Source organism: uncultured Bradyrhizobium sp. (genome assembly GCF_936943645.1).
GTDB lineage: Bacteria > Pseudomonadota > Alphaproteobacteria > Rhizobiales > Xanthobacteraceae > Bradyrhizobium.
On sequence record NZ_CAKZJO010000086.1, the window covers coordinates 60,661 to 73,619 of the forward strand.

The window sequence follows — 12,959 nt, forward strand, 5'->3', positions numbered from 1 at the left end:
GACACGCGCCGTCGCGCAAGCCGGCGACGGCGCTCGCAAAGCATCAGGGATCAGAGATCGAGCACCAGACGCGCCGGATCTTCCAGGCTCTCCTTGACGCGAACCAGGAAGGTGACGGCTTCCTTGCCGTCGATGACGCGGTGATCGTAGGACAGCGCCAGATACATCATCGGGCGGACCTCGATCTTGCCGCCGACGACCATCGGACGATCCTGGATCTTGTGCATGCCGAGAATGCCGGACTGCGGCGCGTTCAGGATCGGGGTCGACATCAGCGAGCCGTAGATGCCGCCATTGGTGATGGTGAAGGTGCCGCCCTGCATCTCGTCGATCTTGAGCTGGCCGTCACGGGCGCGGCGGCCGAAATCGGCGATGCCCTTCTCGATGTCGGAGATCGACTTGTGGTCGCAGTCGCGCACCACGGGCACGACGAGGCCCTTGTCGGTGCCGACGGCGACGCCGATGTGATAGTAGTTCTTGTAGATCAGATCGGTGCCGTCGATCTCGGCGTTGACGGCCGGGATGTCCTTCAGCGCCTGCACCACGGCCTTGGTGAAGAAGCCCATGAAGCCGAGCTTGGCGCCGTGCTTCTTCTCGAACGCATCCTTGTAGTGGGCACGCAGCGCCATCACGTTGGTCATGTCGACCTCGTTGAAGGTCGTCAGCATGGCCGCGGTGTTCTGCACGTCCTTCAGGCGGCGCGCGATGGTCTGGCGCAGGCGGGTCATCTTGACGCGCTCTTCGCGGGCGGCGTCATCGGCCGGCGACGGCGCGCGCACCTGCACGGCGGCGGCGGGCTGGTTGACCGGGGTCGGCGCGGAAGCCGCGCGCTCGATCGCAGCGAGCATGTCGCCCTTGGTGACGCGGCCGTCCTTGCCGGAGCCCGGAACGGTCGAGGCGTCGATGCCGGTCTCGGCGGAGAGTTTTCGCACGGACGGCGCCAGCGGCGCATCGGCCGGGGCCGCCTTCGCGGCCGGAGCCGGCGCGGGTGCAGCAGTGGGCGCCGGAGCAGCGGCAGGCTTGGCGGGTGCGGCAGCGGGCTTCGCAGCACCGACGCCATCGGTGATCTGCCCGAGCAGCGCACCGACCGCGACCGTCGCGCCGTCGGCGGCGATGATCTCGCTCAGCGTGCCGGCGGAGGGCGCGGGGACTTCGATGGTGACCTTGTCGGTCTCGAGCTCCACCAAGGGCTCGTCGACCGCGACGGGGTCGCCGGCCTTCTTGAACCAGCGGCCGATGGTGGCCTCGGTGACGGATTCGCCGAGCGTCGGCACACGAATTTCAGTCATGGTCTTTTCCTTAAGGGATCGCCAATGCGGTCATGAATTCATAGGTCATGCCCCGCGAAGGCGGGGCATCCAGTACTCCGCGGCGTTCGTTCAGGTCACGAAGGTCACGGCGTACTGGATTGCCCGCCTTCGCGGGCAATGACAGAGTTTAAAAACGTCTCAGCTCAGTGCTTCGTCCAGGAACGCCTTCAGCTGAGCCTGATGCTTGGACATCAGACCCGTGGCGGTCGCGGCGGAAGCGGCGCGGCCGACATAACGCGGACGCCGGCTCACGCCGTTCACCTGGTTCAGCACCCATTCCAGATAGGGCTCGATGAAGTGCCAGGCACCCATGTTGCGGGGCTCTTCCTGGCACCACACCACTTCGGCCTTCTTGAAGCGCGACAGCTCGGCCACCAGCGCCTTCAGCGGCACCGGATAGAGCTGCTCGACGCGCATCAGATAGATGTCGTCGATGCCGCGCTTCTCGCGCTCCTCGTAGAGGTCGTAATAGACCTTGCCGGAGCACAGCACGATGCGGCGGACCTTCTCGTCCGGAACGAGCTTGATGGCTTCGTTCGGCAGCATCTGGGCGTCATCATAGAGGATGCGGTGGAAGGTGGTTCCCTTCGCCAGCTCCTCGAGACGCGACACCGCCCGCTTGTGACGCAGCAGCGACTTCGGCGTCATCATGATCAGCGGCTTGCGGATCTCGCGATGCAGCTGCCGGCGCAGCGCGTGGAAGTAGTTCGCCGGCGTGGTCGGGTAGACCACCTGCATGTTGTCTTCCGCGCACATCTGCAGGTAACGCTCGAGGCGCGCCGAGGAGTGCTCCGGTCCCTGGCCCTCATAGCCATGCGGCAGCAGGCAGACGAGGCCGGACATGCGCAGCCATTTGCGCTCGCCGGAGGAGATGAACTGGTCGAACAGGACCTGCGCACCGTTGGCGAAGTCGCCGAACTGGGCTTCCCACAGCGTCAGCGTGTTCGGCTCGGCGAGCGAGTAGCCGTATTCGAAGCCGAGCACGGCTTCTTCCGACAGCAGCGAGTTGATGACCTCGTAATGGCCCTGCTCGTTGCCGAGATGGTTGAACGGCGTGTAGCGGCTCTCGTCTTCCTGGTCGATCAGGACCGAGTGACGCTGCGAGAAGGTGCCGCGCTCGCAGTCCTGGCCGGACAGACGGACATGGTGGTTCTCGTTCAGCAGCGTGCAGAACGCCAGCGCCTCGCCGGTCGCCCAATCGATGCCGTTGCCGCTCTCGATCGCCTTGGAGCGGTTCTCCAGGAAGCGCTGGATGGTGCGGTGGACGCGGAAGCCGTCCGGCACCTTGGTGATCTTGCGGCCGAGGTCCTTGAGGACGGGCAGATCGACGCCGGTGACGCCGCGGCGCGCATCCTCTTCCTGGTCGGCGATCTTGAAGCCCGCCCACTTGCCGTCGAGCCAGTCGGCCTTGTTCGGCTTGTAGGAGGTGCCGGCCTCGAACTCGGCATCGAGCCGGGCGCGCCAGTCGGCCTTGAGCTTGTCGACCTCGCCCTCGGTGACCACGCCTTCGGCGATCAGGCGCTTGGAGTAGAGCGTCAGGGTCGAGGGATGGGCCGCGATGCGCTTGTACATCACCGGCTGGGTGAAGGCCGGCTCGTCGCCCTCGTTGTGGCCGTAGCGGCGATAGCACCACATGTCGATCACGACGGGCTTGTGGAACTTCTGCCGGAATTCGGTCGCGACCTTGGCCGCGAACACGACGGCTTCCGGATCGTCGCCGTTCACGTGGAAGATCGGCGCGTCGATCATCTTCGCCACGTCGGACGGATAGGGCGAGGAGCGCGAGTAGCGCGGATAGGTGGTGAAGCCGATCTGGTTGTTGACGATGAAGTGCACGGAGCCGCCGGTGCGGTAGCCCTTCAGGTCCGACAGGCCGAAGCATTCCGCGACCACGCCTTGGCCGGCGAACGCAGCGTCGCCGTGCATCAGGAGCGGCATCACGGAGATGCGCATATCAGGGGGATCGCCGTGCTGGTCCTGCTTGGCGCGCACCTTGCCGAGCACGACGGGATCGACGATCTCGAGATGCGAGGGGTTGGCGGTCAGCGACAGATGGATGCGGTTGCCGTCGAACTCGCGGTCCGAGGAGGCGCCGAGGTGATACTTGACGTCGCCCGAGCCTTCGACCGCATCGGGATTGGCCGAGCCGCCCTTGAACTCGTGGAACAGCGCGCGGTGCGCCTTGCCCATCACCTGCGTCAGCACGTTGAGGCGGCCGCGATGCGGCATGCCCAGCACGATTTCCTTCACGCCGAGATTGCCGCCGCGCTTGATGATCTGCTCGAGCGCGGGGATCAGGGATTCGCCGCCGTCGAGGCCGAAGCGCTTGGTGCCGGTGAACTTGGTGTCGCAGAACTTCTCGAAGCCCTCGGCTTCGACCAGCTTCATCAGGATGGCGCGGCGACCTTCGCGCGTGAACGAGATCTCCTTATCGGGTCCCTCGATGCGCTCCTGGATCCACGCCTTCTGCGCGGCGTTGCTGATATGCATGAACTCGACGCCGAGCGTCTGGCAGTAAGTGCGCTCGCAGATCGCGGTGATCTCGCGCAAGCTGCCGTATTCGAGACCGAGCACGTGATCGAGGAAGATCTTGCGGTCGAAATCGGCTTCGCTGAAGCCGTAGGTGCGCGGGTCGAGCTCTTCGCGGTTGCGCTGGGCCTCGATGCCGAGCGGATCGAGCTTGGCGTGGAAATGGCCGCGCATGCGGTAGGAGCGGATCAGCATCAGGGCGCGGACGGAGTCGCGCGTGGCCTGGAGCAGATCGGCGGAGGAGATGTCGGCACCCTTGGCCTGCGCCTTGGCGGCGATCTTGGCACCGACCGTCTTCTCGACCTCGGCCCAGTTGCCGTCGAGGGCGGAGGTCAGGTCGTCCTGCGGGGTCAGCGGCCAGTTGTCGCGCTCCCAGGACGGCCCTTCGGCGTTCTTGCTGATGTCAGCGGGCGCGTCGTTCAGGCTCTTGAAGAACTCCTGCCACTCGGCGTCGACCGAGGACGGGTCCTTCTGGTAGCGGGCGTAGATTTCGTCGATGTAGGTGGCGTTGGTGCCCTGCAAAAAGGATGACAGGGCAAAGGCTGCGTTCGCGTCCTGGCGAGACATACTGGAGTTCCTGGCGATTTCGGTTCGCGCATAACAAACGGCGCTGGCACCGAGCTCCCCGGCAGAGGCTCGGCGCGACAGGCACCCTTTACCCTATTTGCTGCGAAACTTCGCCCGGAAAAGCACGAAGAAGTGAATTAGCCCTTCAACTTTTCGGCAAGCGTATGGCCGAGGCGGGCGGGCGACGGGGACACTGTAATCCCTGCCGATTTCATCGCTTCGGTCTTGGAACCGGCGTCGCCCTTGCCGCCCGAGATGATCGCACCGGCATGGCCCATGCGGCGACCGGGAGGGGCAGTGACACCCGCGATGAAGCCGACCATCGGCTTCTTGCGGCCGCGCTTGGCCTCGTCCTTGAGGAACTGGGCGGCGTCCTCCTCGGCGGAACCGCCGATCTCGCCGATCATGATGATCGACTCGGTCTTGGGGTCGGCCAGCAGCATTTCGAGGACGTCGATGAACTCGGTTCCCTTGACCGGGTCGCCGCCGATGCCGACCGCGGTGGTCTGGCCGAGGCCTTCCTGGGAGGTCTGGAACACGGCTTCGTAGGTCAGCGTGCCCGAACGGGAAACGATGCCGACGGAACCGGTCTTGAAGATGTTGGCGGGCATGATGCCGATCTTGCACTCGCCGGCGGTCATGACGCCCGGGCAGTTCGGCCCGATCAGGCGCGACTTGGAGCCGATCAGCGAGCGCTTCACGCGCACCATGTCGACGACGGGAATGCCCTCGGTGATGCAGACGATCAGCGGTATCTCGGCGTCGATGGCTTCGCAGATCGCATCCGCCGCGCCCGGCGGCGGCACGTAGATCACCGAGGCATCGGCGCCGGTCTTCTCACGCGCATCGCGCACGGTGTCGAACACGGGCAGGCCGAGATGCGTCGAGCCGCCTTTTCCCGGCGAGGTGCCGCCGACCATCTTGGTGCCGTAGGCGATCGCGGCCTCGGAGTGGAAGGTGCCGTTCTTGCCGGTGAAGCCCTGGCAGATGACCTTGGTGTTCTTGTCGATCAGGATGGACATGAGGTCTGCTTTCGCGAAACTAACGGAGTGAGAGGGTCAGTGGATGCGGCGGTAGACGCCGGTGAGCACGTCGGCCCAGCCTTCCGCATCCGGTGAGAACTGAATCTTCAGCGAGTAGGAATTGTCGTCGATGATCTCGTAGACATGGCGCGCATTGCCGCGGAGCGAGCCGCGCACCAGCGTCAGGGTCTTGCCGACCCACCCGCCGGAAGCGGGCGAGGGCGGGGTGTAGCCGAGCGAGTCGTACCAGAACAATTTGTAGGTCCGGTCGTCGCGATCGTAGGTGAAGATGCCGTGGGTGGCGAAGACCTGCTTGCCGTCGCGCATCTGGACACTGTCCTGGATCAGGTAGAATCCATTGAGGTCCATGCGCGCGACGGTGCGCGAGGTCGCCGGCCCGCCGGCCGTCCAGCGCGACGGGAAGACCATCTCCTCGCCATCCCATTCGCCGGCGAACGCGGCAAGACGCGCGTGCTCGGGAAGCGGAGATGATGCGGCGAGATGGTCCTGGGCCATGGCCTTAGCCTCCCTTGACGGCCTTCACGATCTTCTGCGCGGCGTCGTCGAGATTGTCGGCCGGCACCACGTTCAGTCCGGATTCATTGATGATCTTCTTGCCGAGCTCGACGTTGGTGCCTTCGAGGCGGACCACCAGGGGCACGCTGAGGCCGACTTCGCGCACCGCAGCCGTGACGCCCTCGGCGATCACGTCGCACTTCATGATGCCGCCGAAGATGTTGACCAGGATGCCCTTCACGTTGGGATCGGCGGTGATGATCTTGAAGGCGGCCGCGACCTTCTCCTTGCTGGCGCTGCCGCCGACGTCGAGGAAGTTGGCCGGCGCCATGCCGTAGAGCTTGATGATGTCCATCGTCGCCATGGCGAGGCCGGCGCCGTTGACCATGCAGCCGATGTTGCCGTCGAGCGTGACGTAGTTGAGATCATGCTTGGACGCCTCGATCTCCTTGGCGTCTTCCTCGGTCTCGTCGCGCAGCGCGAGCACTTCGGGGTGACGGAACAGCGCGTTGTCGTCGAACGACACCTTGGCGTCGAGCACGCGGAGCTGGCCCTGCTTGGTCACGACCAGCGGGTTGATCTCCAGCATCGACATGTCCTTGGCGACGAAGGCAGCGTAAAGCTGCGCAGTGAGCTTCTCGGCCTGCTTGGCGAGATCACCGGAGAGCTTCAGCGCGTTCGCGACCGTGCGGCCGTGATGGCCCATGATGCCGGTGGCGGGATCGACCGAGAAGGTGACGATCTTCTCGGGCGTGTTGTGCGCGACGTCCTCGATGTTGACGCCGCCCTCGGTCGAGACGACGAAGGAGACGCGCGAGGTCTCGCGGTCGACCAGGATCGAGAGGTAGAATTCCTTGTCGATGTCGGAGCCGTCCTCGATGTAGAGGCGGTTGACCTGCTTGCCGGCGGGACCGGTCTGGATCGTCACCAGCGTCGCGCCCAGCATCTGCTTGGCGAATTCGGAGACTTCTGCGGCCGACTTGGCGATGCGGACGCCGCCCTTGTCGCCGGCCGAGGCTTCCTTGAACTTGCCCTTGCCGCGGCCGCCGGCGTGGATCTGGCTCTTCACCACATAGACCGGACCCGGCAGCGCCTTGGCGGCGGCTTCCGCATCTGCGGCCTTGAGCACCGGGACGCCCTTGGAGATCGGCACGCCGAACTCACCCAGCAGCGCTTTGGCCTGATATTCATGGATATTCATATGGTCGCTCCCTGAACCCGCGGGCGGTGACCTCTTGGGCCCACCTCAGTCTTGTGGCTGGCATACCATATACCACAGGAACTGCAACCCGGATTCTTTGACATCGATCTGGACTGCCGACCCGGAGCCTGTCCCGACAACCCGGCCCCGGAAATGAAACCGCCGAAGACCGGTTTTCGGGCTTCGGCGGGACGTGCTTGGCGCTTAGCGGCCGAGAAGATCGGGGGCGATCTTCTTGCAGGCGTCGACCAGGCCCTGGACGGCGCCGACCGACTTGTCGAAGGCTTCGCGGTCCTTGCCGGCGAGCTCGATCTCGACGACGCGCTCGACACCCTTGGAGCCGATCACGACGGGCACGCCGACATACATGTCCTTCACGCTGTATTCGCCGTTCAGGTAGGCGGCGCAGGGCAGGACGCGCTTCTTGTCACGCAGATAGCTCTCGGCCATCGCGATCGCCGAGGCGGCCGGGGCGTAGAAGGCCGAGCCGGTCTTGAGCAGGTTGACGATCTCGGCGCCGCCGTTGCGCGTGCGGTCGACGATCTCGTCGAGGCGCGCCTGCGAGGTCCAGCCCATCTTGACGAGGTCGGGCAGCGGGATGCCGGCGACGGTGGAGTACTTCACCAGCGGCACCATGGTGTCGCCGTGGCCGCCGAGCACGAAGGCGGTGACGTCTTCGACGGAGACGTTGAACTCGTCGGCCAGGAAGTAGCGGAAGCGCGCCGAATCCAGCACGCCGGCCATGCCGACGACCTTCTTGTGCGGCAGGCCCGAGGCCTTCTGCAGCGCCCAGACCATGGCGTCGAGCGGGTTGGTGATGCAGATGACGAACGCGTCGGGCGCGTACTTCTTGATGCCCGCACCGACCTGCTCCATGACCTTGAGGTTGATGGAGAGGAGGTCGTCGCGGCTCATGCCGGGCTTGCGCGGCACGCCGGCGGTGACGATGCAGACCTTGGCGTTGTCGAGCGCTTCGTAAGAGTTGGCGCCGGTGTAGTGCGCGTCGAAACCGTCGACCGGCGAGGACTGCGCGATGTCGAGTGCCTTGCCCTGCGGCACGCCCTCGGCGATGTCGAACATCACGACGTCGCCCAGTTCTTTCAGGCCGATGAGGTGAGCCAGCGTTCCGCCGATCTGACCGGAGCCAATCAAAGCAATCTTGTCGCGCGCCATGTGAACCTGTCCTTTAGACACGTAAGGTGGGGAAAACTGAGAGGGTGGTTATCCCTTTCGCCTCCCCCGTTCAAGTCGCCCAATGCCCAATTGTCGGGCTTGGCGCGTTTACGAGCGCAACCCGGTCATTCCCGCGCCGCGCAGGCGTTAACCCGAAAGTGACGCACCGGATTTCAGGGCGCGCGGCGGCCTCAAATGACAGCGCTGGCAAATAGGACTTAAGTCTCCACCAGGCCCTTGGTGGAGCCGCTGGCGGTGGAATCCTTGCGGCCATGCGCCAGCGCCAGATAGGATTCCGAGCTCATCTCGATCAGCCGCGAGGCCGTCCGCTTGAACTCCATGGCCTCAACGCCCTCATGGGCGAGGTACAGCGAGATCGGGTTGGCGTCGGCCGAGGCCATCAGCTTCACCGCATTGTCATAGAGCGTGTCGATCAGCGTGATGAAGCGCTTGGCGGCGTTGCGCTGGGAGAGATCCAGCACTGGGATACGGTCGACCAGGATGGTGTGATAGTCGTGCGCCAGCCTGAGGTAATCCGATGCGCCGAGCGGCTTCTCGCAGAGATCGGCGAACGAGAACCGCGCCACGCCGTGCGCCGAGCACGGCACGTGCAGGATGCGGCCCTTGATCGAAATGTCGCGCGAGCGGCATTTGGCGCCGCCCGACATGCGCGACCAGGCACGGTCGAGCGCGGCATCCGCATCGGCGTCCGCCGGCGTCAGCCACATCGGCACGCCCTGCAGCTTCTCCAGCCGGAAGTCGGTGCGCGCGTCGAGCCGTGCGACGTCCATGTGGTCGGTGATCTGCTTGATGAAGGGCAGGAACAGCGAGCGGTTCAGCCCGCCCTTGTAGAGATCGTCGGGCGCGACGTTGGAGGTCGCGACCACGACGGTGCCGAGCTCGAACAGTTTGGCGAACAGGCGCCCGAGGATCATCGCGTCCGCGATGTCGGTGACGTGGAATTCGTCGAAGCAGAGCAGCCAGCTCTCCTCGAAGATCGCGTTCGCGGTCAGGGCAATGACGTCGCCATCGGCGATGTCGCCGCGCGCGATGCTCTGGCGATAGTCGTAGATGCGCTCATGCACGTCGGCCATGAACTCGTGGAAATGCGCGCGCCGCTTGTGCTCGACCGAGGAGTGCTGGAAGAACAGGTCCATCAGCATGGTCTTGCCACGGCCGACCTCGCCATGGATGTAGAGCCCGCGCGGCGCCTCGTCCTTGTCACCGCCGCCGAACAGACGGGCGAGCAGCCCCTGCTTGCGCTGCGGACTGTAGTTCGCAAGCCGCAGATCCAGCGCCGCATAGGCTTCGGCGACCTCGGCCTGCGCCGCATCCGGCTCGATCGCACCGGAGGCGATCTGGGCCTGATACGCTTCGCTGAAGGGGGAGTTGGGGGTCGAGAGCATGGCCCTTTACCGCCAGAGACGGATGGAAATTGCAAGCCGTGAATTGGTGGACGGGGTATGCGGATTTCTCTTCCCGCCCGCTTGGACGCGGCATCTGTCGCCCGGCGCCCCCTATGCGGGCTGCTGGATGCCGTCAGCCTCCACAATGAAGCGAGCACGTTCGTACAACTCGTCAAAGGTGATGATCGCAGGCCGGATCAGGTTTCTTCTATAAAGCTCGAATGATCGGAATTTGCGTTCGTTGATGCCACGTGGTGCTTGAAACTCGCTGAGACTTCCGCAGATCACAAATGATCGAGGTTCAGTCGTGAACAGGGTCTCGCCGGTCGGGTTGCCCTCCCCATCCACAATCGCCTCACGCGCCTGCCATTGCTCAAGCGCCGCCGAAACTGTGCCCTGTATCTGGGCGACAGCCCCCGACAGCTCTTTGGACGGCTGCCAGACGCCCGCGCGATAACTACTCTCTGCGACCAAGTCTGTATCGTGGCGCTTGATCTCTACGAAGCAAGTCGTACTCAGCATCGCGCTCGACTTCAGCAACGCATCTACGCGCTTGCCCGGACCGGTGAGATCGAACCCCCGCACAGTTTGCTCAAGCCCGCGCTCATCTAGCGGACCAAAATGGATCAACGATAGACCGCAGCCGAAAATCCACGGATTGGCCTCAAAGAATTTCTGCCAGACATCTTCCGGTCCCTTGGGGTGCTCGCGCAGAACCACTTCGAAGTAAGCAGAGTCTGTCACCAGCCGCTTGAACTTCAGCAACTGCTTACGCCGATGGCCCAACGCAACGATATCTTCGCTGGTGATTTCGGTACGCGCGAAAGCCGCGAGCAGCTCCTGGTTGTCCCTAGCTAGCCTCTTAACCTGGATGGGATTGAGGAGGAGCTTCTCAAGGTCGGCGTCCGTGATGTTGATCTTGCCCTCGTTCGGGAAATGGACGCGTTTGATGTTCGAGAGAAATTTTAGAAGCGTTGCGATTTCCCCCGGAAGAAGGGTGAAGTGCTCCCGTCCTCGGCCGTTGTTGGTGAATTTTTTATTTGTGACGGTCCGAAATGAGCGATCATCCTCGACAAAGGTCGCCTTGATCTGAAAGCGGCCGCCCCGCGTGGTACGAAGGACGATCTCGTCCTTCACAAGCGCAAACTCATACCCTCCCTCCCCATCAATGTACTTATTGGCGATTCGAAGCCGCTGGCCGCTAAGCGTTGGAAAGGAAGGACCAACGTAGGTCTTGTCGGTCCTGCTTCTCGAAAAGATCGTGTAGTCGTCGGCCTCACTCATTCGCGATGCCCTCCGTAGGCAGGCAGTTTACCTAGACCACTGGGGGTCAAGGCCAATATAGCGCCATCAGGAAACCTGTTCGATTTTTGTTCTCGGCTTCGGCGTTTCCATATTTCGATCTCTCAAGGTAGAATATCCCCGACGAGGTACCTAGGAACCTGGACATGGCGTTAAGCATCAAGGACCCCGAAACCGAGCAATTGGCCCGGAGTCTGGCGCAATTGACAGGGGAGAACATCACGACTGCGACCAAGCGCGCGATCGAGGAACGATTGCGCCGGCTCAACGCTCAAACGCGCAAGGACGCGCTGCTCGAAGACCTCGCCGAGATCAGACGGCGCTGGAGCGAAATGCGTGTCGTGGACGACCGCACGCCGGAGGAAATTCTCGGATACGACGAGCATGGATTGCCACGCTGATGGTGATCGACACATCGGCGATCGTGGCCATCGCGCTCAACGAAGACGATGCAGCCGATATTGAGCGACTGATCGTGGATGATCCGATCCGCCTGATCTCTGCAGCCACAGTGCTTGAAGCAACGATGGTGATCGAGACCCGGCTGGGCGATGCAGGCGGGCGCGAGTTCGATCTCTGGCTCGTCAAGATCGGCGCCGAGATCGTCGCAGTCGATGCCGTGCAAGTCGATGCAGCACGGCGCGCGTGGCGGCGTTACGGGAAGGGACGACACGCCGCATCGCTCAACTACGGTGATTGCTTTTCTTATGCGCTCGCCACCACTCGCAGCGAACCGCTGCTGTTCAAGGGCGAGGACTTTGCGAAGACCGACGTCAACCGATCGGGCGCATTGCAACCGCGATAACGCGGCGAGGTGCAGAACTACGCGCACAGCACGCAGTCGCCTTCGGCAGGAGCGGCTGCAGGGATTTCATTCCGTATTCTTGTTGCGCCGAAAGCTCGGCCGTCGCCAAGCCTCCAACGCAGCAGACGGCCATGCTCGACAACCAAACCCAATACCCGGCCCCATAGGCCCGGATGGGATTGAGGATGCCAGCTTCATTCATCATGACTTCCCGTTGAAGCAGAAACGATGCCGCGACGACGAGTGCAGCCAAGCCTGCACCAAATGCCAAGAATCTCGCGTCAGAGATCCTGTCCGCGACCGCGAGACCAAACCATGCCGAAAAAAGCACAGGGTTGGCGAGCCAGGTCCAACTCGTAACGGACGCTAACAGACCGAACGGCCCGGTGATCAAGATGTCGTATCCGCGCTGGCATGAAGGCGCGCAAAAAGCATCGAGGGACAAGCACCAGACGTACAGCGCAATACTGAGGCCCAGCGAGCCGTATCGCCAAATTTGATCGGCCCGCACCGTTCGATTTTCCGCTACTCACACAGCTCGTAGGCGTCCTCGACCACATACGGCCCGCCGCCGGTGGACGCGCGCGAGGAGAACAAGACAAAACGCTCGGCCGTGAAGGCCTTGCTCGGGAAGTAGCCGCGCAGCGACAGATAGTCGGCGACGTCGCGATCGCTGGCGTCGTGCAGGCGGGCGAGCGTGACGTGCGGGATGTATTTGCGCCCCTCGGGGTTGAGACCGATCCGCTGCATCATGCGTTCGAGCTCGGCCTGCAATTCCATCAGCGGCTTGCTCGGCGCGATGGTGGCGACCACCGCGCGCGGCTTGCGGCCGCCGAAACTGGTGAGGCCCTGCACCTTGACCTCGAAAGGCTTGCGGTCGACGCGAAACAGCATCGAGGCGATCTCGTTGGCGGACATGCCGTCGATATCGCCGATGAAGCGCAGGGTGACGTGATAATTTTCGGGATCGATCCAGCGGGCGCCGGGAAGGCCACCTCGCAAATTGGAAAGCGTCTGGCCAATTTCGGCCGGGATTTCCAGACCAGTGAACAAACGCGGCATCGTTTCGCACTCCCGATGCTTGGGCATGGTCCCAGGGAAGACCACATCCAAATTTTAGAGCCGGTG

At 63.5% G+C, this 12,959-nt stretch carries 12 protein-coding genes; 2 read left to right on the forward strand and 10 right to left on the reverse strand.

Going from position 1 to position 12,959, the window contains the following annotated elements; genetic code table 11:
* Nucleotides 1-50 precede the first annotated feature (50 nt).
* The 8 genes from odhB to Q0743_RS25685 all read right to left on the reverse strand — a co-directional run bounded on the left by odhB (nt 51) and on the right by Q0743_RS25685 (nt 11,008).
* The gene (gene odhB / locus Q0743_RS25650) at nt 51-1,289 is read right to left on the reverse strand and encodes a 2-oxoglutarate dehydrogenase complex dihydrolipoyllysine-residue succinyltransferase (protein ID WP_298244269.1); all 1,239 of its coding nucleotides are present in this window, start codon (nt 1,287-1,289) and stop codon (nt 51-53) included.
* Nucleotides 1,290-1,448: 159 nt separating this feature from the next.
* Nucleotides 1,449-4,406 (reverse strand): 2-oxoglutarate dehydrogenase E1 component, encoded by a 2,958-nt coding sequence (locus tag Q0743_RS25655; RefSeq protein WP_298244270.1) that lies wholly within the window; start codon nt 4,404-4,406, stop codon nt 1,449-1,451.
* A 137-nt stretch (nt 4,407-4,543) separates the two neighbouring features.
* Nucleotides 4,544-5,428, reverse strand: coding sequence for a succinate--CoA ligase subunit alpha (gene sucD / locus Q0743_RS25660; RefSeq protein WP_211407172.1), 885 nt, complete (start codon nt 5,426-5,428; stop codon nt 4,544-4,546).
* A gap of 36 nt (nt 5,429-5,464) precedes the next feature.
* Entirely contained in the window at nt 5,465-5,944 is a 480-nt protein-coding gene (locus Q0743_RS25665) for a DUF1579 family protein (protein WP_298244271.1), read from the reverse strand.
* A gap of 4 nt (nt 5,945-5,948) precedes the next feature.
* A complete protein-coding gene (gene sucC, locus Q0743_RS25670) occupies nt 5,949-7,145 on the reverse strand; it encodes an ADP-forming succinate--CoA ligase subunit beta (protein ID WP_298244272.1) in 1,197 nt (398 codons plus the stop codon).
* Nucleotides 7,146-7,349: 204 nt separating this feature from the next.
* Nucleotides 7,350-8,318 (reverse strand): malate dehydrogenase, encoded by a 969-nt coding sequence (gene mdh / locus Q0743_RS25675; protein WP_128949093.1) that lies wholly within the window; start codon nt 8,316-8,318, stop codon nt 7,350-7,352.
* 218 nt (nt 8,319-8,536) lie between these two features.
* Nucleotides 8,537-9,724, reverse strand: a complete 1,188-nt coding sequence (gene zapE, locus Q0743_RS25680; protein WP_298244273.1) for a cell division protein ZapE — start codon at nt 9,722-9,724, stop codon at nt 8,537-8,539.
* Between the two features lie 111 nt (nt 9,725-9,835).
* Nucleotides 9,836-11,008, reverse strand: a complete 1,173-nt coding sequence (locus tag Q0743_RS25685) for a Shedu immune nuclease family protein (RefSeq protein ID WP_298244274.1) — start codon at nt 11,006-11,008, stop codon at nt 9,836-9,838.
* A 164-nt stretch (nt 11,009-11,172) separates the two neighbouring features.
* On the opposite strand from Q0743_RS25685, the gene Q0743_RS25690 reads away from it, so the two are divergent.
* On the forward strand, nt 11,173-11,427 hold the full coding sequence (locus tag Q0743_RS25690) for a type II toxin-antitoxin system VapB family antitoxin (RefSeq protein ID WP_298244275.1): 255 nt from the start codon (nt 11,173-11,175) through the stop codon (nt 11,425-11,427).
* Complete coding sequence (locus Q0743_RS25695; protein ID WP_298244276.1) at nt 11,427-11,831, forward strand: type II toxin-antitoxin system VapC family toxin; 405 nt, start codon at nt 11,427-11,429, stop codon at nt 11,829-11,831. The genes Q0743_RS25690 and Q0743_RS25695 overlap by 1 nt, the downstream gene beginning before the upstream one ends.
* Here the strand turns inward: Q0743_RS25695 and Q0743_RS25700 are convergent.
* Together Q0743_RS25700 and thpR are read right to left on the reverse strand one after the other, a co-directional pair.
* Nucleotides 11,800-12,342 carry a hypothetical protein gene (locus Q0743_RS25700; RefSeq protein WP_298244277.1) on the reverse strand — a complete coding sequence of 181 codons (543 nt, stop codon included), beginning with the start codon at nt 12,340-12,342 and terminating at the stop codon, nt 11,800-11,802. The two genes, Q0743_RS25695 and Q0743_RS25700, sit on opposite strands and share 32 nt — an antisense overlap.
* 14 nt (nt 12,343-12,356) lie before the next feature.
* Entirely contained in the window at nt 12,357-12,893 is a 537-nt protein-coding gene (gene thpR, locus Q0743_RS25705) for an RNA 2',3'-cyclic phosphodiesterase (RefSeq protein ID WP_298244278.1), read from the reverse strand.
* Nucleotides 12,894-12,959: the final 66 nt, after the last annotated feature.